Source organism: Salana multivorans (assembly GCF_003751805.1).
GTDB lineage: Bacteria > Actinomycetota > Actinomycetes > Actinomycetales > Beutenbergiaceae > Salana > Salana multivorans.
Genome location: NZ_RKHQ01000001.1, coordinates 1,342,526 through 1,365,754, shown reverse-complemented (window position 1 = coordinate 1,365,754; position 23,229 = coordinate 1,342,526). Strand labels below are relative to the sequence as shown.

Genomic DNA, 23,229 nt, shown 5'->3' with positions numbered 1-23,229 from the left:
TTTCGACCGGTCGCGTAGACTCCGGCCGTGACAGCGCCCGTCCCCACGCGCTCCCGGCCCGGTCCGCCGACCGCGGCCGCCTGGCCGCCCTCGCGCACGCGCCGCCTGCTGCCGCTCGTCCTGGTCAGTCTCCAGCTCCAGATCCCGACCGTCGCGCTCGGCCCCGTGCTCGTCGTCATCGCCTCGCAGGCCGGGCTCAGCCAGGCGCAGGCCGGGGCGCTGACCAGCATCCCGGTGTTCTGCTTCGCCCTGCTCACGCCGGTGGCGCCGGCCCTCATCGGGCGGATCGGGCTCGACCGCAGCCTCGTCATCGCCTCGCTCGCGATCGGGGTCGGCGTCCTCGTCCGCTCCCAGGGCTCGGTGGCCGCGCTCTACGCCGGCTCGGTGCTGCTCGGGGCCGCGATCGCGATCGTCAACATCTCGATCCCGACCTTCGTCACGCGCCACTTCCGCCACCGCGCGCTCCAGCTCACCGGGATCAACACCGCCGCGACCAACATCGGCTCCGCGACGGCCGCGGCCGTCTCCGCGCCGGTGGTCGCGCTGCTCGGCTGGCAGCTCGGCCTCGCCGTGTGGTCGCTGGCGTCGTTCGTCGCCGCCGGGGCCTGGTGGCTCGGCTCGCGCGGCGGTGCCGGTGCGGGAGCCGACCCGCGACCCGTGACGGGAACGGCGGGGGAGCCGGCCGCCGCCCCCTCGCGCTCGGCGTCGTCGGCGCTGCGGATCCCCATGGCGTGGGTGCTCGGTCTCACGTTCGCGATGCACGGCATGTGCTACTTCGCGGTGTCGTCGTGGTTGCCGAGCCTCCTCGGGGAGCGGTCGGGGCTGAGCCCCGGCCTGGCCGGCGCCTGCGTCGCGGTCTTCATGGCGCTCGGGATTCTCGGCCCGCTCGTGCTGCCCGGGCTGCTCCGCCTCCCGGGCGTGAGGCTGTGGATGCTCATGACGGCGACGACGGTCGGCTGGCTCTCGTGCATCGTCGTCCTGGCCGCCCTGCCCGGCTGGTGGGCGGCCGCGGTGCTGCTCGGTGGGCTGGCGCAGGGTGCCTGCTTCACGGTCATCGTGACCTTCGGTGTGCACGTCGCCCGCGACGAGGCGCAGTCCCGCGGGATCCAGGCCGTGCTGCAGACCGTCGGCTTCGCCGGTGCGGCGCTCGGGCCGACGCTCATCGGCGCGGTGCTCGACCGCACGGGTGCCTGGGAACCGGTCCTCGTCCTGCTCGTCGGCGTGGCGAGCGCGCTCGTGGTGTTCGGCGGGGTGGCGAGCCGCCTCCTCGTGCGCTTCGAGACACGCGCGGCCCAGGGGGCCGACGGACCGGTCGCGGGCGGGACCGGCGCGTAGACGACGAACGGCGCCCGCCCGATGACCGTGAGGTCACCGAGCGGGCGCCGTTCGTTCGCCGCGGGCGTCTGCCGTCCGCGGCGTCAGCGACTCACTCGCCGCGGATGAAGGCCTCGACCTTGGCGCGGGCCGTCTCGTCGTCGTACTGCTCCGGCGGCGACTTCATGAAGTAGGAGGACGCCGAGAGGATCGGGCCGCCGATGCCCCGGTCGAGCGCGATCTTGGCAGCGCGGACGGCGTCGATGATGATGCCGGCCGAGTTCGGGGAGTCCCACACCTCGAGCTTGTACTCCAGGTTGAGCGGCACCTCGCCGAACGCGCGACCCTCGAGGCGGACGTAGGCCCACTTGCGGTCGTCCAGCCAGGCGACGTAGTCCGACGGGCCGATGTGGACGTTGCGGTCGTCCTTCTTGCCGGCGAGCGGGCCGTCCTTGATGTTGGACGTCACGGCCTGGGTCTTGGAGACCTTCTTCGACTCGAGGCGGTCGCGCTCGAGCATGTTCTTGAAGTCCATGTTGCCGCCGACGTTGAGCTGGTACGTGCGGTCGAGCACGACGCCACGCTCCTCGAACAGCCGGGCCAGCACGCGGTGCGTGATCGTGGCGCCGACCTGCGACTTGATGTCGTCGCCGACGATCGGCACACCGGCGGCCTCGAACTTGTCGGCCCACTCCTTGGTGCCGGCGATGAAGACCGGGAGGGCGTTGACGAAGCCGACGCCCGCGTCGATCGCGGCCTGCGCGTAGAACTTCGCGGCCTCCTCCGAACCGACGGGCAGGTAGCAGACGAGCACGTCCACCTCGGCGTCACGCAGCACCTGGGCGACGTCGACGGGCTCCGCGTCCGACTCCTCGATCGTCTCGCGGTAGTACTTGCCGAGGCCGTCGAGGGTCGGGCCGCGCTGCACCGTCACACCGAGCGGCGGGACGTCGGCGATCTTGATCGTGTTGTTCTCGCTCGACACGATGGCGGCCGAGATGTCCTGGCCGACCTTCTTGGCGTCGACGTCGAACGCGGCGACGAACTCGAGGTCGCCCACGTGGTACTCGCCGAACTGGACGTGCATGAGACCGGGGACGGAGCCGTTCGGGTCGGCGTCCTTGTAGAACTCGACGCCCTGGACGAGCGAGCTCGCGCAGTTGCCGACGCCCGCGATCGCGACGCGGATGGAACTCATGGGTTCTCCTTCGGAGGGGTGCTGCCGCCGGGTGGCGGCGGTCAACGGTCGGTGCCGCTGGGATCGGTGGATGGGCTGGACGCCGCCGGGCGGACGTCCGTGGTGTCGCGAGCGCCGTGCTGGGCCGCAAAGCCCTGCTGGGCGGGAAGGCCGTGCTGGCCCGGAGGGCCGTGCTGGGCGGGGTGGCCGGGGCCGGCCCCCGTCCGCTCGGCGGCGATGAGGCCGTCGAGCCAGCCGAGCTCGCGCTCGAGGAGGTCGAGCCCGTGTCGCTGCAGCTCGAGCGTGTAGGCGTCCCGGCGCTCGCGGTTCTTCGCCTGCGCCGCCCGGGACGCCTCGCGGCGCTCCAGGACCCGAGCGCGCCGACCCTCGAGGATGCGCAGGCGCGTCGTGTGGTCGGTGACGGCGAACATCGAGAACCGGACGTCGAAGGCGTCGTCGTCCCACGCGGTCGGGTCCCACGCGGCGAGGGACTCCGCGAGGTGCTCCTTCCCCGTCGCCGTCAGCTCGTAGACGATCCGCGAGCGGCGGCCGGCGAGGGCGTGCGGGAGCGCGCCCGGGTCCCCGGCCGAGGTCGACGACGACGTCAGGAGCCCCCGCTCCTCCAGCGCCCGCAGGCGCGGGTAGAGCGAGCCGAAGGACAGCGTGCGGAAGACCCCGAGGGTCGTCATGAGGCTCTTGCGGAGCTCGTACCCGTGCTGCGGCCCGTCCGCGAGCCGTCCGAGGACGGCAAGGTCGAGCACGTCGGCGCGGTTGCGCATGGCACTGCTCCTCTGGCTCGACACGTCGGGAAGATGTATCAAATTGATATATCCGCGGAGCGGGTCCCGTCAAGCGGTTCGGGCGCGGAGTGTGCGAACCCACACGCCGGGTTCGGTGCGCCATGCCCGGCTGAGCGTGGCCTCCGGGGCCACGGCGACGCGGCCATGGTCCCGTGGTGGCCACGGTCGAACCGGGCCGCGCAGGCGTCCCGACGTGGGCGTGGCCACGGCGACCGCGGTCAGACCGCCTGGCACGCTTCACCCGGCGGGGGCACTGGCCGCGGCCTGGTGGCCGGGGCCGACCTCTTGTCCGGGGCCACGGCGCTGGCTGTGGCCACCGTCTAGCCGGGTCGCGCAGGGGTTCCGACCTGGGCGTGGCCACGGCGTCCGCGGTGGCCACGGTCGGACTGTCCGGCGCGCTGCACCCGGTTCGGGTGTGGCCACGGCCGGTGGCCGGGGCCGACCCCTAGTCCGGGGCCACTGCGCTGGCTGTGGCCACCGTCCAGCCGGGTCGAGCGGGGGTTCCGACGTGGGCGTGGCCACGGCGACCGCGGTGGCCACAGCCAGACCGCCTGGCACGCTGCACCCGGTTCGGGTGTGGCCACGGCCGGTGGCCGGGGCCGACCCCTAGTCCGGGTCCACCGCGCTGGCTGTGGCCACCGTCTAGCCGGGTCGAGCGGGGGTTCCGACGTGGGCGTGGCCACGGCGACCGCGGTCAGACCGCCTGGCACGCTTCACCCGGCGGGGGCACTGGCCGCGGCCTGGTGGCCGGTGCCGACCTCTTGTCCGGGGCCACGGCGCTGGCTGTGGCCACCGTCTGGCCGGGTCGAGCGGGGGTTCCGACGTGGGCGTGGCCGCAGCGTCCGCGGCGGCCACCGTCAGACCGTCAATGGTGCTGCACCCGGCTCGGGCGTGGCCACGGCGCCGGAGACGCGGCGCCCCGGCCACCCCCGACCACGGGCAGGCAGCAGCCGTGCGTGAACCGTGTGCCGATTCGGTGAATCCGCCCGCTCGGACCCTCCCGCCGCGTCGCACCGGCCGCGATACTGGGGAGTCTGTGCGCAACGGGGCGCTCCACCGAGCTCCCGCTGCCCCACCGATCGGAGACCCCCACCGTGAGCAAGACCCCCACGAAGGGAACGCGCACGTCCTCGCGCCGACCGTCGCGCAAGCCTCCGCGCAAGCGCGGCTGGAACTACCCGCGTGCCGGCTACGGCCCCGTCCGTCGGTGGCTGCCGGGCTGGCGCTTCCTGCTCGGGACGTTCGTGGCGGGGCTCGCCGTCGCCATCGGCCTGGTCGGCGCCGCCTACCTCACGACGGAGGTCCCCGAACCGGACGACCTCGCGCTCGCGCAGTCCTCGACCGTCTACTTCTCCGACGGCACCACCCCGATCGGCACGCTGAGCGAGGTCAACCGCACGATCGTCGACGCCGGGACGCTGCCGTCCTACGTCGGCGACGCCGTCGTCGCCTCCGAGGACCGCCGGTTCTACTCCAACTCGGGCATCGACCCGGTCGGCATCGCGCGCGCCCTGTGGAGCAACATCCGCGGCGGCCAGCGCCAGGGCGGGTCGACGCTGACCCAGCAGTACGTCGAGAACTACTACCTCGGCCGGACCACGAGCTACGCGGGCAAGGTCAAGGAGGCGATCCTCGCGGTCAAGGTCGAGCAGGAGATGACCAAGCCGGAGATCCTCGGCGCCTACCTCAACACCATCTACTTCGGCCGCGGTGCCTACGGCATCGAGGCAGCAGCCAAGGCGTACTTCGGCAAGCCGGCGAGCGAGCTGACGCTCTCCGAGTCCGCGATGCTCGCCGGGATCATCCCCGCGCCGAGCGCCTGGGACCCGGCGATCTCGCCCGACAAGGCGGAGCAGCGCTGGGGCCGCACGCTCGACTTCATGCTCGACGAGGGCATGATCACGCAGGAGGAGCGGGACGCCCAGGTGTTCCCCGAGGTCCTCCAGCAGCAGCGCTCCGACCGCTACGCCGGCCCCAACGGGTACCTCCTCAACATGGTGGTGCGCGAGCTGACCCAGGGGGTCGGGGGCGAGGAGGCGCCGTTCACGGAGGACGAGCTCAACCGGCTCGGCGTCAGCGTCGTGTCGACGTTCGACGTCGGCCAGCAGGCCGCCGCCGTCGAGACGATCGAGCAGGACCTGCCAGCCGACCACGCCGAGGGCCTCAAGGCGACGCTCGTCTCCATCGACCCGACGACGGGCGGTGTCACGGCGCTCTACGGCGGGACCGACTTCCTCACCGAGGGGCTCAACCGCGCGACGCAGGCCGTCTACCAGGGCGGCTCGACGTTCAAGCCGTTCGCGCTCGTCGCCGCGCTCGAGCAGGGCATGACGCTCGAGCAGACCTACGACTCGCCCGGCACGCTGGAGATCGGCGACTGGAAGGTGAGCAACTTCGACCTGCGCGACAAGGGTGAGATCGACCTCGCGACGGCGACGGGCGGCTCCGTCAACACCTACTACGCGCAGCTCAACCAGGCGATCTCGGAGGGCGGCGAGCCCGGCCAGGCGCTCGTCGACACGGCCGTCGCGGCCGGGCTGCCGGCCGACACCGTCGGGCTCGTCCCGGTGCTCTCGAACGTCCTCGGCAACGCCTCGCCGCACGCGATCGACATGGCCGGGGTGTTCGCGACGTACGCCGCGCAGGGGATCCGGCACCAGACGCACGTCGTGTCCGAGGTCCTGTCCTCCTCCGGCGACCGCCTGTACGCCGGGCCGACGGCCGGTGAGCGCGCGTTCAGCGCGTCGACCATGGCCGACGCGACGTACGCGATGCAGCAGGTGACCGGCCCGGGCGGGACCGCGAGCCAGATCTCCGACCTCGGCCGGCCGGTCGCTGGCAAGACCGGCTCGTCGCAGGACTACCGCTCGGCGTCGTTCGCCGGGTACGTCCCGCAGCTCGTCACCGTCGTCGCGCTCTACCAGCAGGGTCCGGACGGCACCGAGGAGCCGATCACGCCGTTCGGCGGCTACGACCCCGTCGCGGGCGGCTCCGTCCCCGCCAACCTGTGGCTCTCGTACATGCAGCGCGTCTCGGCCGACTGGCCCGTCATGGACTTCCCGCCGCGCTCGACGCCCGTGGCGCCGAGCCACTCGCCGTCGCAGGAGCCGTCGGAGGAGCCGAGCCCGTCCGAGGAGCCCAGCGAGGAGCCGACGCCGACGGAGGAGCCGCCGACCGAGACCCCGACGCCGACGCCGACCCCCACACCGACGCCGACCCCGACGCCGACCCCCAGCCCGACGCCGTCGCCGACCCCGAGTCCCACGCCGACGCCGACCCCGACGGGCGACGGCGAGGACGCCGGCACCGGCGGGTAGCCGGAACGCACAGCGCGTCGTCGGTCGGCTCGTGTCCGGCCGGGAACTCGGCTACGATGGTGCGGTTGTGTGCTCGGGCGCGGACCATCCTGGACCGTCGGCCGGCACCGCGAACGCATCACCCTCCTGTCACGGAGAGCCCGTGACCGTACAGTCCAGAGGAGGTGGGTAGTCATATGCGTCCGTACGAGCTGATGCTGATCCTCGACCCCGAGGTGGACGAGCGCACCGTCGCTCCGTCGCTCGACAAGTTCCTGTCCGTGATCACCACCGGTGGTGGCTCCGTCGACAAGGTCGACATCTGGGGCAAGCGCCGGCTGGCCTACGAGATCAACAAGCGTTCCGAGGGCATCTACGCCGTCGTCAACATGACGGCGACGCCGGAGCTCGCCAAGGAGCTCGACCGCCAGCTCGGCCTCAACGAGGCCGTCATGCGGACGAAGCTCCTGCGCGCCGACGCCTGAGCACCGCCCCCTCGGGGACGGCAGCACGCTGATCTTCCGGCGTCGTCGATCGTCACGGAGCTGACGACGACGACGTCATCCGCCGGCCACGAGCCGGCAGCCGGCCGGCCAGGCCGGCAACCCGGGACACACGGTCCGCCTCGGCGGTCCGGGTCCGACCACCAGGCGGGGCCGCAGGCCCCGTCCCGCACGGGGCTCACGCCCCGGCCCCGACGATGGAGCAGTCATGGCAGGTGAAACCGTCATCACCGTGATCGGCAACCTCACGGCGGACCCCGAGCTGCGGTTCACGCAGTCCGGTGCCGCGGTCGCTGGATTCACGGTCGCCTCGACCCCGCGCACGTTCGACCGCCAGAGCGGCGAGTGGCGCGACGGCGAAGCGCTGTTCCTGCGCTGCTCGGCGTGGCGGGACCTCGCGACGAACGTCGCCGAGTCCCTCACCAAGGGCATGCGCGTCATCGTGCAGGGCCGTCTCACCCAGCGCTCCTACGAGACCCGCGAGGGCGAGAAGCGCACCGTCGTGGAGCTCGAGGTCGACGAGATCGGCCCGTCGCTCCGCTTCGCCACGGCCAAGGTCCAGCGCGCCGCGCGCGGTGGCGGCGGTGGCGGTGGCTTCGGCGGCGGTCAGAGCGGTGGCGGCTCCGGCAGCTCCGGCGGCCAGGGTGGCTACGGCGGTGGCGGTCAGCGCTCCGGTGGCGGCGGGGGCTACGGCTCCGGCGGCGCCTCGAGCGAGGACCCCTGGTCGGCCGGGGACTCGTTCTCCGACGACCCGCCGTTCTGATCCGACCCTCCCGGGTCCTCCCACATCACTGACATTCACGAACTCACGAGGAGCTCATCATGGCGAAGCCCGCACTTCGCAAGCCCAAGAAGAAGGTCTCGCCCCTCAAGGCCGCCAAGGTCGAGGGCACGATCGACTACAAGGACACCGTCCTGCTGCGCAAGTTCATCTCCGACCGCGGCAAGATCCGCGCGCGCCGCGTGACCGGTGTCTCCGTCCAGGACCAGCGCAAGATCGCTCGCGCGGTCAAGAACGCCCGCGAGATGGCGCTGCTCCCCTACTCGAGCTCCGCTCGCTGACCGGAGAGGACGAGAATCATGACGACGAAGCTCATCCTCACGCACGAGGTCACCGGCCTCGGCACCGCCGGTGACGTGGTCGAGGTCAAGGACGGCTACGCCCGCAACTACCTCGTTCCGCGCGGTCTCGGCCAGGTCTGGAGCCGTGGCGCCGAGAAGCAGATCGAGGGCATGCGCGCCTCGCGCGCCAAGAAGGCCCACGCCTCCGTCGAGGCGGCCTCGGCCGTCCGCGACCAGCTCGAGGCCACGCGCTACACGGTGACCGGCCGCGCCGGCGCCGGTGGCCGCCTCTTCGGCACGGTCACGAGCAAGGAGATCGCCGCCTCGGTCAAGGCTGCCGGCGGTCCCGACCTCGACCGTCGCTCGATCGAGGTCAAGCAGCACATCAAGACGCTGGGCACCCACGCGGTGACCGTGCACCTGCACGACGGCGTGACGGCGAAGCTGACCCTCGAGGTCGTCCCCGCCTGACGCTCCCCGCGACACCGGACGCGGGGTCGCGCACCTGATCGAGGTGCGTGGCCCCGCGTTCGTCGTTCCCGGGGCGGATCGCCGGCCCCGTGGCCGGCCGCCGGGCCCGGCGTTGCGGACGGACGGACGCGTCGTGCCGACCCGTCCGCGTCCTGCCCTGCCCCGCGGCCGGCCCGCGCGCTGCCCGTTCGGCTGCCCCGGAGGGCTTCCCGGTCCGGCGACCCCGTGCTTGCCTCGAACGGAACCCACCGGCCACCGAGAGGACGGGAGCCGTGCGCCGAGAGCCGAGCGACATCGAGGGCCAGGGCCAGAGCCGGAGCATCGGCCGGCCGTCACCCGGGGTCCGCGCGGCCGGCCCGAGGGCGTCCCCCGGCGGTCGCGCCGAGCTGCTGGTGCTCCAGCGGGCCGCCGGCAACCGGGCCGTCGTCCGCGGCCTGGCCGAACCGGCCGCCGCGCCGCCGGTCGTCCAGCTCACCCTGTTCCACGAGGGCGGCAAGGGCGTCGTCGTGACGGAGCGCGTGCGCGGCATCGTCCGCTGGGTCCGCAAGGCGAGCGTGCAGCCCGGCGGCTCCCGCCACATCGCGAACATCCAGAACCGCGGCTTCCCCGGGTTCCGCCGGGGGAAGGCCGAGCACGCCGGAGGTCGGCCCTACGACAACAACCCCCAGCCCGATCGACACCGCCTCCCGCTCGACCAGACGTACCAGGAGTGGGACGTCAACCCCGTCGCGCCCGGTGCGGCGCGCGACGCCGAGCGCGTCGTGACCTCGAACACGGGCGTCGCGTACTACTCCAACGACCACTACCGGAACTTCACCAGGCTCCGGGACTAGGACGCGGGGCCGCGCACCGGACAGGTGCACGACCCCGCGTCCGACCCCTCGGATCGGTTCCGATCGGGACGCGTCGGATCAGGACGCCAGGGCCACCACCGGCGGGACGCGGACCGCGCCGCGGGCCGGGAGCACCGAGGCGAGCACACCCGACACCAGCGCCACGAGCACGACGGCGCCGATGGTCGACCACGGCACGACGAGCGGCACCGACGCTCCGGCGACGCCCAGCAGCAGCGAGCTGCCGATCCAGCCGAACGCGAGCCCGAGCACGATCCCGACCAGTGCGCCGACCAGCGCGAGCAGCACGCCCTCGGTCGCCAGCGCCCAGCGGAGCTGGCTCCGGGTCAGGCCGAGCGCCCGGAGCAGCGCGTTCTCCCGGCGCCGCTCGACCACCGACAGCGCCAGGGTGTTCGCCACCCCGATGAGCGCGATGACGACGGCCACCCCGAGCAGCCCGACGACGACGATGAGCAGCGTGTCGATGATCTGCGTGTACCCGGCGCGCTCGACGGCGCCACCGGCGACGATGGGCGCGGGCGCCCCGGCGTCGACCGTGCGCGAGACCACGTCCTCGATCGCCTGGGACACCGCGACCGGGTTGGCGTCCGGCGCCAGCGCGAGCCAGATCGCCGACGTGTCAGCCGTGAGCCCGGTGTGACCCCAGGCCTCGGAGTCGAGCAGCACCGTGAAGTCCGGCAGGCCGCCGAGCAGCCCGGTCGGGACCTCGCTCGCGTCGCCCAGCGTGATGCTCCCGTCCTTCGGGACCACCCAGCCGTCGGCGAAGGCGGCGTACTCGCGCGGCCAGCCGTCGTCGGCCGTGCGGACGACCGAGCCGAGCGAGCCCGGCTCCGCGACGCGCCACACGGCGGCGGAGATCGTGCCCGAGTCCGACGTCACCTCGGCGTTCGTCCCGTCGAGCACGAGCGAGTCCACGACGCCGTCGACCCCCTGGATCCCCGCGATCGTGTCCGCGGTGAGGGTGGTGCCCGTCGGGGCCGTCACGGTGACGTCGACGGCGAGCTGCTCGTCGAGCATCTGGGTGAGCTGGACCCGGGCGGTCGTCGCCCCCGTCGCCATCATCGTGACGAGCGAGACGCCGACGATGAGGGCGGTCGCCGTCGACGTCGTCCGGCCGGGGTTGCGGACGGAGTTCGTCGCGGCGAGCCGCTGCGCCGGTCCGCCGAGCGCGCCGGCGGCGCGACCGAGCAGGCGGATGGCCGCCGGCACGATCGTGATGGCGGCGAGCACGACGCCGATCAGCGTGACGATGCCGCCGAGGACGCCGAGGAGCAGCGCGAGCTCGAACGCCCCGCCGGGGTTCGCCCTCGACCAGGCCATCGCGCCGACCATCGCAGCGATGCCGCCGATCGTCAGCACCCAGCCGGTCACGACGCGGGGCGTCGCCCGTCGTCCGGTGCGGCCCTCGGCCGCCGGCGCGTCGACGGGCCGCAGGGCGGCGAGCGGCGCGACCCGCGTCGCCAGGCGCGCGGCCCCGGACGCCGAGATCACCGTGACGAGCACGCCCGCGACGAGCGGCACGAGGATCGTCCAGCCGTCGACCGGCACGGCGGCCGGCAGCGGCACGCCGTCGTTGACCGCGCGCAGGATGCTGAGCACCGCCTGGCCGAGGCCGAGACCGAGCAGGATGCCGGCGATCGACGCGATGATCCCGAGGACGAGCGCCTCGAGCCGGACCGAGCGGCGCACCTGCCGGGGCGTCGCGCCGACGCAGCGCAGGAGCGCGAGGGTCCTGGTGCGCTGCGCGACGAGCACGGTGAAGGTGTTCGCGATGACGATGCCGGCGACGGCCAGCGCGACGGCGGCGAACGCGAGGATCAGGCCGCGGAAGACCGAGACGCCACCGGTGAACTGCGCCGCCTGGTTGCGGGCGAAGTCCTCGCCGCTCATGAGGGTGACGTCGGGGACGGCCGCGACGATCGCCGCCTCGACCGTCGCGGGGTCCGCGCCGGGGGCGAGGACGAGCGTGGCGCCCTGCCAGGACGACCAGTCGTCCTCGACCTGCCAGGCCTTGAGCAGGTCGCGGCTCGCGAGACCGAGGGGCATGCCGAAGCCGAGCCCCGAGCCGTCGGACGTGAGGCCGGAGACCACGAGCTGCTGGGAGGGACGGACGGTGTCGGCGTCACCCGTCCACGTGCTGGCGAGGATCGTGACGTCGTCGCCGACCCCGACCCCGAACCGCGACGCGACCGATGCGGGCAGCGCGATCTCACCCGTCCCGGCGGGCGCGGCACCCTCGAGGAGGGTCACCTGGCCGAGCCGCTCGTCGGGCGAGACGGGGCTGAACGCGACGGCCGAGGTGAGTCCGCCGGCCGTGACGTCGCGCCAGCTCGACCCGATGGGCTGGACCGCGGCGACGCCGTCGATCCCCTCGATCGCGGCGATCTGGGTGTCGTCGAGGGTCTCGTACGTGGGCGGCTGGACGACGAGGTCGGGATCACCGACGCCGGCGCGGGCGGCGGCCAGCGCGGTCTGCTCGATCGTGGAGGTCGTGACGAACGTGGCGGTGACGAAGCCCGTCCCGAGCGCGATCGCGATGCCGACCGCGACCAGCCGGGCGATGCTCCGGCGCATCTGGGCGACGGTGAGCCGCCACATCAGCGGACCTGCGCCGTCGTCGGGCTGGTGAGGGCAGCCTCGCGCAGCGCGTCGAGGTGCGCCTGGACGGTCTCCGGGGTGGGGCGCCGCAGGTCGCCGGCGATCCGGCCGTCGGCGACGAGGACGACGCGGTCGGCGTAGGCGGCCGCCGCGGAGTCGTGGGTGACCATGACGACGGTCTGGCCGAGCTCGCGCACGCTCGTGCGGAGCAGGTCGAGGACCTCCGCGCCGGAGCGGGAGTCGAGGTTGCCGGTCGGCTCGTCGGCGAACACGACGTCCGGGCGGGTGAGCAGGGCGCGGGCGATGGCGACGCGCTGCTGCTGGCCGCCGGACAGCTCGCTCGGCAGGTGGGTGAGGCGGTCGCGCAGGCCGAGGATCCCGACGAGCTGGTCGAACCACGCGCGGGTGGCGGCGTCGACGCGGCGGCCGGCGAGCTCGAGCGGCAGGAGGATGTTCTGCTCGGCCGTGAACATCGGAAGCAGGTTGAAGGACTGGAACACGAAGCCGATGCGGGCGCGACGCAGCAGCGTGAGGGCGTCGTCGTCGAGCAGGGTGAGGTCGGTGTCGCCGAGGACGACGCGACCGGTGGTCGGGGAGTCGAGGCCAGCGAGCAGGTGCAGGAGGGTCGACTTGCCCGACCCGGAGGCGCCCATGATCGCGGTGAACTCGCCGGAACCGAAGGCGACGTCGGCGTGGTCGAGCGCGCGGACGGCCGCCTCGCCGGTGCCGTAGACCTTGCTGAGGTCGAGGGCGCGGACGGCGGCGGGCGGGGTGCCGGTCGGGCTGACGCCGGCGGCCGGGGCGGTGGCCGCGGTGCCGGTCGGGGAGGTCGCGGTGGGGAGGGCGCCGGGGCGCGGGGGGACGTGAGCGTCGTTCATACCGCCGACGCTACGGATGCCGCCGCCGCGGTGCCGTCGCGCTCAGGTCGCGTCCGTTCGGGGCGGGTCATCCCGTGGTCTGACGGGGGTGTCCGACCGAGCGGGGGAGCCGGCGGGGGTCGCGGGTCGGTGAGCTGGCCGGCGGGTGTCCGCTCTCCGCGGATCGTCACCGGCTCCTCCCCGGGGTGTCGGCCGCGCGATCCGCGCCGTCGCAGGTCAGCGGGAGGCCGGGCGCGGGTGGCCGGAGGTGGTGGGCGCGCAGTTCCGCAGAGAGCGGACGCCCGGAGGTGCGGCGGGGCTGCGTCGACGCGGTCAGCGCACACCGAGGACGAGCCAACGGCTCCCGCGCGAGCGCAGGTACGTTGCGATCCCGCGCGCGAGCATGAACGCGACGGCGAACGCGAGCCACAGCCAGGCGACCGCCGCGGCCTCCTGCCCGGGGCCGCGCGGCGCGTGGCTCCACACGATCCACAGGAACGGCAGGTAGGCGACGAGGCTGGCGACACCGGCCCAGGCCAGGAAGGTGCCGTCGCCGGCGCCGATGAGCACGCCGTCGAGGACGAAGACGACGCCGGCGAGCGGCATCGCGACCGCGATCACGTACAGGCCGGTGGCAGCGGCCGACCGAGCGACGTCGTCCGGCGTGAACAGCGAGGCGAGCGGGTGCGCGAGCAGCGCGAGGACCGCGCCGATGACGAGCCCGGCCCCCGCACCCCAGGTGAGCGTGCGCCGCAGGACCGAGCGGGCCTCGCCCTCGTCCGCGGCGCCGAGCGCGCGACCGACGAGGGCCTGGGCGGCGATCGCGAGCGCGTCGAGCGCGAAGGCGGCGAAGCCCCAGAGCGAGTTGACGACCTGGTGCGCGGCGAGCGGGATCTCCCCGAGGGTCGCGGCGACCGTCACCGTGAGAAGGATCGCGACGCGCAGGGTCAGCGTGCGCAGGAAGAGCGGGAACCCGTCGCGCAGGCCGCCGCCGACGCCGTCGAGCGAGGGTCGGAGCGAGAAGCCGGGGCCGAGGGTGGCCCGGGTCCCGCGGACGACGACGGCGACGAGCCACGCCCCCATGCCGAGCTGGACCAGGGCCGTGCCGGCGCCCGAGCCGCCGATGCCCCAGCCGAAGCCGTAGATGAACAGCGCGTTGAGGCCCGCGTTGACCACGGCGCCGATGCCGGCGACGACGAGGGGCGTGCGGGTGTCGAGGAGCCCGCGCAGGACGCCGGTGGCCGCGAGGACCGCGAGCATGCCGGGCATGCCCGGCAGGGAGGTGCGCAGGTAGGTCACGGCGTGCGCTGCGACCTCCGGCGAGAGGTCGGGACCGCCGAGGAGGCCGATCGCCCAGGGTGCGACGGCGATCCCGACCGCCGCGACGAGGGCGCCGACGCCGAGCGCGAGCCAGATCCCGTCGACACCGGCGCGCAGGGCACGGTCGGGATGACCGGCGCCGATGAGCCGGCCGACGCTCGCCGTCGTGGTGTAGGCGAGGAAGACGAAGAGGCCGACGGCGGTGACGAGGAGCGTCGAGGCGAGGGTCAGCCCGGCCAGCTCGGCCACCCCGAGGTGCCCGACGAGCGCGGAGTCGACGAGGACGAACAGCGGTTCGGCGATGAGTGCGCCGAGGGCGGGGAGCGCGAGGGCGAGGATGCGGCGATCCAGGCTCGGGGTTGACACCCGACAAGGGTGGCACGGGCGTCCGTCGCGGGTCGTCCGCGGTGCCGCGGCGGGCACGCGCGGGCGTGCGACGCGAGGTCGACGACTTGACGATCGCGTCGTCCTGTGGATCGGCGTGTCGCGGGGGCGAGATTTCCCTGGGCGACGGCTGGGAGAGTTGCCCACAGCCGTGATCGCTGCAATCTCAAAGATCGACGTGAGTTATCCACGGCCTGTCCACAGTGCTGGGGATTACGGCGGTGTGTCTTCCACATGGGCAGGCGCGGACTCTCGATGGCCGTACACAGGTTGTCCACAGCCGTCGGGCGAGGCTGGGGAGCGGCGGCGCCCACGCCGTCGTCCGCGACGTGCCCGGGGCGTCCGCTGGGCCTACGGTGACGTGGCCGGTGCGATGGATGTCAGACCCCCGAGGTGTACTGACTCAGGTGAACGACACGCACGGTGATCGACGGCGGGAGGACGAACGGTGACGGCAACGGACGAGGATCTTCGCGCCTTCGGATCGCTGGAGGAGCGCACCCCGCCGCACGACGTGCCAGCGGAGCAGAGCGTGCTCGGCGGCATGATGCTGAGCAAGGACGCGATCGCGGACGTCATCGAGGCCATCCGCGGGAACGACTTCTACCGGCCGCAGCACGAGATGATCTTCGAGGCGATCGTCGACCTGTACGGGCGCGGTCAGCCGACGGACGTCGTCGCCGTGGCCGATGCGCTCGCCAAGACGGGCGAGCTGGGTCGCGCCGGTGGGCACGACTACCTGCACACGCTCATCTCGTCCGTCCCGACCGCCGCGAACGCCGGCTACTACGCGGGGATCGTGCGGGAGCGGGCGGTGCTGCGCAAGCTCGTCGAGGCGGGGACCCGCATCGTCCAGCTCGGGTACGCCTCGGACGGCGGCGCCGTCGACGAGCTGGTGAACTCGGCCCAGAGCGAGATCTACGCCGTGACCGAGCGGCGCACGAGCGAGGACTACCGGCTGCTGCGCGACATCATCACCGGGACGATGGAGGAGATCGAGATCGCCTCCCAGCCCGGCGGGAACACCGCGGGCATCCCGACGGGGTTCGCCGAGCTCGACCGGCTGACGAACGGGTTCCAGCCCGGGCAGATGATCGTCGTGGCCGCGCGACCGGCGATGGGCAAGTCGACGATGGCGCTCGACGTGGTGCGCTCGGCGTCGATCCACCACAAGAAGACGTCGGCCGTCTTCTCCCTGGAGATGAGCGCGAACGAGATCGTGACGCGTCTGCTCGCGGCGGAGGCCGGGGTGCCGCTGTCGAAGCTGCGCCAGGGTCCGATGGAGGACCGCGACTGGAACAAGCTCGCGAACACGATGAGCAAGGTCTCGGACGCGCCGATGTTCATCGACGACTCGCCGAACATGACGCTCATGGAGATCCGGGCGAAGTGCCGCCGGCTCAAGCAGCGGCACAACCTCCAGCTCGTGGTGATCGACTACCTCCAGCTCATGACGAGCGGGAAGCGCGTGGAGTCGCGCCAGCAGGAGGTCTCGGAGTTCTCCCGCGCGATCAAGCTGCTGGCCAAGGAGCTCGAGGTCCCGGTGATCGCGGTGTCCCAGCTCAACCGTGGCGCCGAGCAGCGAACGGACAAGCGGCCCCAGGTGTCCGACCTTCGTGAGTCGGGCTCGATCGAGCAGGACGCCGACATGGTGATCCTGCTCCACCGCGACGAGGTCTACGACCGGGAGACCGAGCGTCAGGGCGAGGCCGACTTCATCGTGGCCAAGAACCGCTCGGGTCCCACGGCCAACATCGTCGTGGCGTTCCAGGGCCACTACACGCGGTTCGTCGACATGCCGTCGGACGGGTCCGTCGGCGGCGGTGGTGGGGGCGGCTGGTAGCCGGTCCGGCCGGGACGACGGCGGCGGCCGCCCGGCCGTGTCGCCACCCGCGCTGTCGACATGCAGCCGAGTTGACCCATGGGACAGGTAGTTAACCTAAATGATCCAGTCGGCTCTCGAACTTAGTTCGAATTCCGCTCGTGATCAAGTGATATTGCCTATTGTTGGCGTATCGTTAACATGACTTTACCGTGCAACAAGTTGATCCAGCGGAGCAGCCTGCGGGGGGATGTGGGCAGATCCCTCGCCGTTACCCACGATGCTTGCGACGGACGGTCGCTCGAGTTTGCTGGGGTGCCCGGGTGGGATGAGGATGCTGCTTGTAGGGAGGACCCTCGCGCCACGAGTGCGCCTAAACGTCACATGGCTGAACCCTCGGTGACTTCCCCGCGTCGTCGCATCGGACGCTTGACCGTCACGCGCTGGAACCCGAACGCCTTATTCGCAGGACTTTAGCGCGGGGGTTCTTGGGCAGGTCGTCGTAGAGGGTGACGAACTCGTCGATGGTGGCGTCGGGGAGGAACTGGCGCTTGTCGCCGAGGGACTTGCGCATCTTCTGGATCATCTCGCGCCCGTCGACGAAGCCGGACAGCGCGACCCCGACCCGGGAGCCGCGCTTCATCTGGAGATCATGTGCTGCAGGAAGCGACCCGTCACTTACCCGTGGGAGGCCGGCGCGGAAGTGGCTCTCGAACCCCTGGCTGTCGGCTGGACTACTTGACGCCCAGACGATTCGCGGCATGGCGCGGTCTGGATCTGGGTCGACTGTATCCGTGGGGTACTCGCGCCGCCTGGGTGCGGCGCCTTCGAGCCTCCGCCGACGGTATGCGTTTTCGGTACAAGGTCCCCTATGTCGAGTACCAGCTCACCGCCCACCTTCTCCTGGCCAGCTCGGCCTGAAGCGTCCGGCCCTTCGGCGTCGTTGTAGGCGCCTCCTCAAGTGCCGCCCGGATCAGCTCGATCTCCTTGTCAAGGCGTTCGCGTTCGCGACCGAACCGCACCCGGCAATCCCTGCTGTGGAAAGGCTTGGCCGCCCGCGACCACCGTCCCACACCACTTGCTCCGAGCAGCCGGGCAGTGCGCAAGGCATGGAGTCCGGTGGGGGTTGTGCCTCCAGCAGCTGGGCGGCGAGGTCGTGAGGCCGTCCTCTCTTCAGCCAGGCCGAGCGCGCGGAGGCGCGGGGCGCTGAAGGGGGGTCTGCGTGTCGTCTCAAGGTCCCCGAGCGCGAGGTCACCAAGGTGAAGCACCACATCGTCGGCGCCGACGACGTCGTTCCACCGAGCCACGAGCTCGGCGTCCATCTCCGCGACCGACGCGAACGGCCGCTCCGCGAGCTCCCCGATCCGAACATGGCCGAAGTGATGGTCTGCGGCGACGTAGGCGATCTCGTCGAGATCGAGACGGACCTGTTGTGGAGACACGGATGCATCGTGCCAGTCCGACAGAAGTTGATCACTAGATCCTTAGCATCCCGGTGCCCCGCAGAGTGCTCGAGGTCCCGACCTCACCGAACGCCAGGTCACACGGACACCGCAACGTCCTTGCCCCCGCCGAGCGCGCTCCCCGGACACCGCATGCAGGACAGCAACGGACGGAAATAGCCGCGCCAGCTCCACGATCCGCAGGTCTTCTCCGTTGCACTGGCGTGTCTCAGTGTGGTCAGTCGATTCGTGGGTCCAGGTCGGCGGGATTGCCGGTCGGTGAACGACGTGGGGCCCACTTCACCACCGGCCGCTCCAACAAGGGCGGCACCGAAGCCGTGAACGGGATCATCCGGCATGCTCCCGGTCGCGACCGCCGACCGAGCTAATCCTCCATCTTGGCTGCCCTCGCGGAGCCCTTGGGCGGAAGGAAGCCGTAGCGTCCGACTCCGATCTCCTTGGTGAAGACAACATCGACTGCATTCGGGCCGAGCGGCTCGGTCGGGTCCAGGTTCTCCATCACGATCACCTGTCCATCGAAACTCGCCTGGATATCGCGGTAGAAGTCAGCGACGATCCCTACAGGAAGCGACTGATCGAGTTGCACCGGTGAGTTGCGGCCGGGCGGGCGATAGGTGACTAGCGGCGAGTCGAGCACGACGAAACCGGGGTGGGCGATGTCGCGATCCAAGCAGTACTGCGCAAGCCCCACAGTGAACGCCGCGTGGAGGACTGCTCGGACCCCCTTCCCATGTGCGGACCGGTACTGATCGTCCGCCAAGATGTCCTGCTCGGCGCGGTCGTACCGGACAGAGGCCGCATCCGGGTACCCCCAGGCACTAAGGCGCTTCGCCAGTTCGGCGGAGAACTCTCGGAGCGCTGTGAGGTTCAGGCCTGCGGAGACGACGGTCGCATCTGTCTGCGTACTATCGATGAGGGCAGCCTTAAGTTGGGTCAGTTCGGCAGCCTGCGAGTACAGAGCGAGCGACCTCTCGAGATCGCTCTTGACCCCGATCAGTTCGCGCAGCTGGGAGTTCCCAGGGCTCAGCTCATCATCGAGCACCCGGAGTCTGACGCCCAGTGCTTCGACTTGGGCAACTGCCTCGCGTCCGGATGCCCGCGCGTGTCCGCCGCGTCGAACCAGTTCCTCCATGGTGAGCGCAAGGTCTGCGCGAAGCGCCCTGGTCTTGGCGATCTCGGCATCGATTGACTCCTCGAACACGGTGCCGTCGACACCGTGAGCATGGTTGTACTGCTGATCAGCGAGCTCCGCACCGCAGAACTGACACTTTCCGGGCGTGAAGAAGCCAAGGAGTACACCAGCCTCCCGAATCGTCGCCAAACGGTTAAGATCCGAGTCGTACTGGTCACTGAGAAGACCAAACCTGCCCTGGAGTGCTCCAACTTCTGAAAGCTCGGTCCTCGCCTCTTGGACAGCCTCCTGTGAGCGACGAAGTTGCTTTACGAGTCCAGATCGTTCCGTGAGGAGGCCCTCCACCGCGGACGTGTGATCGGCGAGGGAGGCATTGAGCCGCGCCAGTTGATCGCGTAACTCACCTTCGTCGGGAGTCTCGACGAGCTTCGCCTCGACGTCGCGCAGCAACTGATCGATCACCTCAATCTTCGCACCAGTCGTCCGCACACCCTCCCGTGCTCCTTGGGTAGCGACGACCGAGGAGTCGTCCTCCGCCTCCAAGAGCAGCTTGAACGCCGAGATCTCCTTCGTCTTCGTCGTGTATTGCCCCGTGATCGCCGGCGGAACTTCGGATTGCATCTTCGTCTCGCCGATGATGCAGAGATGTACGAGATCCCGGAAGCTGAGCGAAACGGTTGCTCCCTGCGCGTTCTTCCGAATCAGTGAGTTGTCGAGATCAAGCTGCTTCAGCAAGAACATCGAGAGATTCGCGTCGCTCTTCGAGTTGTGCTTCGCCGAGAGAGTCTCACCCGGGACTGAGAACGGTCCGCTGCGGACATCGGAGCGGTGGAGCGTGAGAGCGCCACCTGCAACTCCGCGCGTAAGCGTCACGGTCTCACCAGTGGGTAGCTCAACCCCGAGCAGCACAGTGGAGTAGCCGGTTCGCTCGGGTATCTCCTTAAGTGACTTGCCGCCGAGCATGAAGTCGATTGCTTCCACCATGAAGGACTTGCCGGTGTCTGACGGGCCGCGCACGAGAGTGAGCCCGGGACCGAACTCGACCGTCGACAGCGGTACGTTCGGTCCCCAAAGAGTGATGTGTAACAACCTCAGCCGGCTCACCTTGCTTGCTCCCCACCGAGGAAGTTCTCGAACTCTTCTGCCCATCGTCCGGACACTTCACGGATCGCATCTCGGAGTCCGGCGTCTGAAAGCTCTCCGTAGCGGTCGACCGCCCAGGTCGCTCGATCTGCCAAGGCGCGAGCATGGGGCGTCTCCAGCAAGCTAAGGAAGGGATGTGCCCCTTCAGCAGCCGTGAAGTGGATACCGCCGGCTGCGGCACTCATGTCGGCGAGTCCCACTCTTGTTAGCACCTCAAGTCCGAGCGTGAGTTGGTGACGCTTCACTCCAAGCTCGCTGGAGCGGATCGGAACAGGTGGGTGCAGGCTCGGGGGGCCCCCGAGATCCTCGCTGTGCAGCAGACCGTGGTCAAGTAGAACAAGTTGGTTCAAATCCAGGCTCCTCGGGTACGCCTCGGCGAGGAGCGTCAAGGCGCGGATGGCCGTCTCCAAGGGGCCATTGAGAGGGCTGCTCATGGGTCTGCTCTCATCCAAGTTAGGCGGTCCTCGTTAGCGAGCTGGTGACAGATGCCCTTACGGTCATCGGTCCGCGAGATCGTCGTAAGTGCGTGGGCGCTCAAGTCGATCTGGGTAGACGCCTGCAGCACCTGTGTCAGTCGTGTCATCGAAGTGGCGTGATCCGCTTCCGCGATTTCGATCACACCGGAGTGCACGTCGTCTTGCAGTGCCTCGAAGGTGCCCGGAGGCACGGCGTCCCGAGCGTGGAGACGCAGAGACTCGGCAGCGTAGAACGATTCACGCTGCCGCTGAAAATGCGCTGCAAGACGAGGTTCCGTATGCAGCGTGTCGGGCGCGAGACTGCCAGTTGGATTTGCCTCGCGGTACACGTCCATCAGCTGAGCGACGTAGCGCGCCTCGACTTCGCCGATCTCTCTAGGTGCACTGGTAGCCGGCGGCCGAGGCGGCAACGGGCCTCCGAATCGAGCCACGTGGTAGGCCGTCGTCCGGTGAGCGGCGATCGCATCCACCAGTTCCACCGACCTGAACATTGCGAAGTCCGTTGTTTCGGCAAGTGTTCGCACCTGATCGCGCAGTGACGCATCGAGGCTCGCGGCGACCCCCTTGTCGCTACCGAGTTCCTCCAGGAATTTCTGCCGCAGATCTGTCGGCTTGCTCAAGAGGCGGTTTAGGCCGGTGCCGCATCCCTTCGGGGAGAGGAAGGCGTAAACACTCGGCAGGATGTAGTGGCCGTTTACGGTCCCGACAAAGATCTTCAGTATCTCTGGGAAGGCGTCTGACCACCCAAGCAACTTCGCGTAGTGCTTCGCCTGGAAGCAATCCCACTCGCCCTCAAAGCCTCGATCCGTCTTGAACGCCGCCACGTCGGCGCCCTTGTCGTTCGAACCGCCCAGTCGCTTGATTTGGCTGTATGCCTCGCCAACAGCGACAGCCCACTCGCGGATGAAATCCTCCCACTCGTCCGGCGAATAGAAGGTGATGAGCTGCGCCGGAGTTAAGCGCGGCCCAGTGATAGAGGTTGGCGCGCTCGGTACGGGAGGCGCTTCGAGTTCGGTTACTACAGGAGCCGGGTAATGCTGCACTGTTGGCCTTGCGTTCACTGCGTAAACGCCTCCTCCCCACACGCGCGAGACCGGGCGCCCGACAGTTCCGTTAGGCAGCAGCGCCGCTGCCGATGCCGCCCACACTACTAGGAGACACACACGCCCTCTCAGCGGCTCGCGGTGTCCGGCAGTTCTCAGCACAGGTCGGAAGGCTGCGCCTTGCCGCAGGGGTGGATAGCGCTCGGCGGTAGCCTCGTTCTCATCGAAACGGGTGGTGCCGTGGTCGCACTCTGTCACCTCCAGCAGGGGAGCCTCGAGGTCCAGACTGAGCCGCACGCTCATGTCCAAGCGTTCGAGACTCCTCACCTCGACGGCGTGAGCGCCGTGCCGCTGGCGTTCAAGGGCTCCCTACGCAGTAGCGGAGAGATCGCCGAGTAGTCATCGCCGGCGTCTGATGCACCGATCGGTGACGGGCCGCGTGTGCAACTCAGTTGACTCGCCCTCTCCCCGAGACGTCAGCGTGAGTCATGATGACGGCTGACTGAGGGTCATCTCGGCTGCGTGTCGACATGCGCGACCACGCGACCGTGCGGGTCACGTCGTCGGCGAGGATGTCGGGTTCTCCTAGCGGGAGACGAGGCTCTGGTCGTTCCTCCGGCGCGGTCGGTAGTCTGACGACGCCCGTTCGCTCGGGATGGGCTCGCGCACGGAGTGTCACGGGGGTGTCATGGTGTCTCGCCGACGAGGGGTCACTCCTCTGGTGCTCGGAGCCGTCGCGCTGGTCGCCCTGATCGGTCTGCTCCTGCTGCCCGGCATGAGGGTCGCGACGCCCGTCCCGCTCGGCTCGGAGCTGGTGACCGAGGTCGGGAAGGGCGAGTACGCGCTGTACACCTCGCCCGGGTTCCGGTGGGGCGAGGTCGAGTGCGAGGGCACGCTGCCGGACGGCAGCGAGCTTCGCGTCCGTCCGGACATGACGCAGCAGGGTCTCCTGCTTCCGAGGCGCTGGAGCTCCAGCGGATCCTTCGAGCAGACGACCGCGGGGACGATCCACGTCGTCTGCACCGTCGACGGCGCGGTGGCCGACGGCGCGGTCGGCGAGTTCACCGTCGGCCCGTACGTGGGGTTCCTCCACATCGTGGGCTACGTGGTGCTGGGCGCCGCCGGTGTCGTCCTGGTGCTCGTGGGGGCGTTCCGCGCTCGTAGCTGACGTCGACGCAGGTCAACCCCGAACGGGGCTGATGGCGAGGCTTCGAGATCCAGGTGTCGAACGGTGCATACGACCGCTGGCCCGGCTACGCCGTGCCGTCGTCCGGCGGGTTGCGCCCGCCGGACGACGACCGGCGGCGGCCGTTCTGCTCAGTCGCCGAGCTCCCCGCGGCTCAGGCGGCGACGCTTGCCGAGCTTGCGCAGAACGCTCCAGGGCTCGCGGACGGCGCGGCCGTGACGCCGATTCTTGTGGGGCTTGCAGCGCTGGCAGCCCTTGTGCTGCCGATGGGGTGAATGAGCCATGTGCTCTCCGATCCGTGAACCACACCCGCCACGGTGGGCGGGGT

20 protein-coding genes are annotated in these 23,229 nt (G+C 70.6%); 10 read left to right on the top strand and 10 right to left on the bottom strand.

The features are described 5' to 3' along the window. The first annotated feature begins 27 nt into the window (after positions 1-27). Complete coding sequence (locus tag EDD28_RS06115) at positions 28-1,335, top strand: MFS transporter (protein ID WP_123738797.1); 1,308 nt, start codon at positions 28-30, stop codon at positions 1,333-1,335. 91 nt (positions 1,336-1,426) lie between these two features. Here EDD28_RS06115 and EDD28_RS06110 read toward each other — a convergent pair whose 3' ends face one another. Together EDD28_RS06110 and EDD28_RS06105 are read right to left on the bottom strand one after the other, a co-directional pair. Beyond that, on the bottom strand, positions 1,427-2,512 hold the full coding sequence (locus EDD28_RS06110; protein ID WP_123738796.1) for an inositol-3-phosphate synthase: 1,086 nt from the start codon (positions 2,510-2,512) through the stop codon (positions 1,427-1,429). A gap of 41 nt (positions 2,513-2,553) precedes the next feature. Then, on the bottom strand, positions 2,554-3,270 hold the full coding sequence (locus tag EDD28_RS06105) for a PadR family transcriptional regulator (RefSeq protein ID WP_123738795.1): 717 nt from the start codon (positions 3,268-3,270) through the stop codon (positions 2,554-2,556). Positions 3,271-4,385: 1,115 nt separating this feature from the next. On the opposite strand from EDD28_RS06105, the gene EDD28_RS06100 reads away from it, so the two are divergent. The 6 genes from EDD28_RS06100 (at position 4,386) to EDD28_RS06075 (ending at position 9,456) form a co-directional block, all read left to right on the top strand. After that, positions 4,386-6,608, top strand: a complete 2,223-nt coding sequence (locus EDD28_RS06100; RefSeq protein ID WP_245967940.1) for a transglycosylase domain-containing protein — start codon at positions 4,386-4,388, stop codon at positions 6,606-6,608. A 176-nt stretch (positions 6,609-6,784) separates the two neighbouring features. Next, the gene (gene rpsF, locus EDD28_RS06095) at positions 6,785-7,072 is read left to right on the top strand and encodes a 30S ribosomal protein S6 (protein WP_123738793.1); all 288 of its coding nucleotides are present in this window, start codon (positions 6,785-6,787) and stop codon (positions 7,070-7,072) included. A 226-nt stretch (positions 7,073-7,298) separates the two neighbouring features. Next, positions 7,299-7,853, top strand: coding sequence for a single-stranded DNA-binding protein (locus EDD28_RS06090; RefSeq protein WP_123738792.1), 555 nt, complete (start codon positions 7,299-7,301; stop codon positions 7,851-7,853). A gap of 59 nt (positions 7,854-7,912) precedes the next feature. Beyond that, positions 7,913-8,152 carry a 30S ribosomal protein S18 gene (rpsR, locus tag EDD28_RS06085; RefSeq protein ID WP_123738791.1) on the top strand — a complete coding sequence of 80 codons (240 nt, stop codon included), beginning with the start codon at positions 7,913-7,915 and terminating at the stop codon, positions 8,150-8,152. A gap of 18 nt (positions 8,153-8,170) precedes the next feature. Further along, complete coding sequence (gene rplI / locus EDD28_RS06080) at positions 8,171-8,623, top strand: 50S ribosomal protein L9 (protein ID WP_123738790.1); 453 nt, start codon at positions 8,171-8,173, stop codon at positions 8,621-8,623. A 272-nt stretch (positions 8,624-8,895) separates the two neighbouring features. Continuing rightward, positions 8,896-9,456 carry a ribonuclease domain-containing protein gene (locus EDD28_RS06075; protein ID WP_211339124.1) on the top strand — a complete coding sequence of 187 codons (561 nt, stop codon included), beginning with the start codon at positions 8,896-8,898 and terminating at the stop codon, positions 9,454-9,456. Between the two features lie 78 nt (positions 9,457-9,534). On the opposite strand, the gene EDD28_RS06070 is transcribed toward EDD28_RS06075, so the two are convergent. The 3 genes from EDD28_RS06070 to EDD28_RS06060 form a co-directional block, all read right to left on the bottom strand. Continuing rightward, positions 9,535-12,075, bottom strand: coding sequence for an ABC transporter permease (locus EDD28_RS06070; protein ID WP_123738789.1), 2,541 nt, complete (start codon positions 12,073-12,075; stop codon positions 9,535-9,537). Further along, the gene (locus EDD28_RS06065; RefSeq protein WP_123738788.1) at positions 12,075-12,953 is read right to left on the bottom strand and encodes an ABC transporter ATP-binding protein; all 879 of its coding nucleotides are present in this window, start codon (positions 12,951-12,953) and stop codon (positions 12,075-12,077) included. The genes EDD28_RS06070 and EDD28_RS06065 overlap by 1 nt, the downstream gene beginning before the upstream one ends. 312 nt (positions 12,954-13,265) lie before the next feature. Continuing rightward, a complete protein-coding gene (locus EDD28_RS06060; RefSeq protein ID WP_123738787.1) occupies positions 13,266-14,618 on the bottom strand; it encodes an MATE family efflux transporter in 1,353 nt (450 codons plus the stop codon). Between the two features lie 466 nt (positions 14,619-15,084). On the opposite strand from EDD28_RS06060, the gene dnaB reads away from it, so the two are divergent. Then, the gene (dnaB, locus tag EDD28_RS06055) at positions 15,085-16,479 is read left to right on the top strand and encodes a replicative DNA helicase (RefSeq protein ID WP_123738786.1); all 1,395 of its coding nucleotides are present in this window, start codon (positions 15,085-15,087) and stop codon (positions 16,477-16,479) included. A gap of 415 nt (positions 16,480-16,894) precedes the next feature. Here dnaB and EDD28_RS06050 read toward each other — a convergent pair whose 3' ends face one another. The 5 genes from EDD28_RS06050 to EDD28_RS17135 all read right to left on the bottom strand — a co-directional run bounded on the left by EDD28_RS06050 (position 16,895) and on the right by EDD28_RS17135 (position 22,018). After that, positions 16,895-17,101: a hypothetical protein gene (locus tag EDD28_RS06050; protein ID WP_123738785.1), complete on the bottom strand. Its 207-nt coding sequence runs from the start codon at positions 17,099-17,101 to the stop codon at positions 16,895-16,897. Positions 17,102-17,327: 226 nt separating this feature from the next. Then, positions 17,328-17,900: a metallophosphoesterase family protein gene (locus EDD28_RS17665; protein WP_211339123.1), complete on the bottom strand. Its 573-nt coding sequence runs from the start codon at positions 17,898-17,900 to the stop codon at positions 17,328-17,330. A 385-nt stretch (positions 17,901-18,285) separates the two neighbouring features. Continuing rightward, a complete protein-coding gene (locus EDD28_RS06040) occupies positions 18,286-20,157 on the bottom strand; it encodes an ATP-binding protein (protein ID WP_148059562.1) in 1,872 nt (623 codons plus the stop codon). Next, positions 20,154-20,630, bottom strand: coding sequence for an ABC-three component system middle component 2 (locus EDD28_RS17140; RefSeq protein WP_148059561.1), 477 nt, complete (start codon positions 20,628-20,630; stop codon positions 20,154-20,156). The genes EDD28_RS06040 and EDD28_RS17140 overlap by 4 nt, the downstream gene beginning before the upstream one ends. Then, a complete protein-coding gene (locus EDD28_RS17135; protein WP_148059560.1) occupies positions 20,627-22,018 on the bottom strand; it encodes an ABC-three component system protein in 1,392 nt (463 codons plus the stop codon). Before EDD28_RS17135 ends, EDD28_RS17140 begins: the two co-directional genes overlap by 4 nt. 418 nt (positions 22,019-22,436) lie before the next feature. Here EDD28_RS17135 and EDD28_RS06025 point away from each other — a divergent pair, with 418 nt between their 5' ends. Together EDD28_RS06025 and EDD28_RS17275 are read left to right on the top strand one after the other, a co-directional pair. Further along, entirely contained in the window at positions 22,437-22,883 is a 447-nt protein-coding gene (locus EDD28_RS06025) for a hypothetical protein (protein WP_123738781.1), read from the top strand. Between the two features lie 53 nt (positions 22,884-22,936). Next, on the top strand, positions 22,937-23,176 hold the full coding sequence (locus EDD28_RS17275) for a hypothetical protein (protein WP_170169293.1): 240 nt from the start codon (positions 22,937-22,939) through the stop codon (positions 23,174-23,176). Positions 23,177-23,229: the final 53 nt, after the last annotated feature.

Bases quoted from the DNA above. Each gene is read 5' to 3' on its own strand.
- EDD28_RS06110 (WP_123738796.1), bottom strand. From the start codon at position 2,512: ATGAGTTCCATCCGCGTCGCGATCGCGGGCGTCGGCAACTGCGCGAGC.
- EDD28_RS06105 (WP_123738795.1), bottom strand. From the start codon at position 3,270: ATGCGCAACCGCGCCGACGTGCTCGACCTTGCCGTCCTCGGACGGCTC.
- rpsF (WP_123738793.1), top strand. From the start codon at position 6,785: ATGCGTCCGTACGAGCTGATGCTGATCCTCGACCCCGAGGTGGACGAG.
- EDD28_RS06090 (WP_123738792.1), top strand. From the start codon at position 7,299: ATGGCAGGTGAAACCGTCATCACCGTGATCGGCAACCTCACGGCGGAC.
- rpsR (WP_123738791.1), top strand. From the start codon at position 7,913: ATGGCGAAGCCCGCACTTCGCAAGCCCAAGAAGAAGGTCTCGCCCCTC.
- rplI (WP_123738790.1), top strand. From the start codon at position 8,171: ATGACGACGAAGCTCATCCTCACGCACGAGGTCACCGGCCTCGGCACC.
- EDD28_RS06070 (WP_123738789.1), bottom strand. From the start codon at position 12,075: ATGTGGCGGCTCACCGTCGCCCAGATGCGCCGGAGCATCGCCCGGCTG.
- EDD28_RS06065 (WP_123738788.1), bottom strand. From the start codon at position 12,953: ATGAACGACGCTCACGTCCCCCCGCGCCCCGGCGCCCTCCCCACCGCG.
- EDD28_RS06050 (WP_123738785.1), bottom strand. From the start codon at position 17,101: ATGAAGCGCGGCTCCCGGGTCGGGGTCGCGCTGTCCGGCTTCGTCGAC.
- EDD28_RS17140 (WP_148059561.1), bottom strand. From the start codon at position 20,630: ATGAGCAGCCCTCTCAATGGCCCCTTGGAGACGGCCATCCGCGCCTTG.
- EDD28_RS17135 (WP_148059560.1), bottom strand. From the start codon at position 22,018: ATGAGCGTGCGGCTCAGTCTGGACCTCGAGGCTCCCCTGCTGGAGGTG.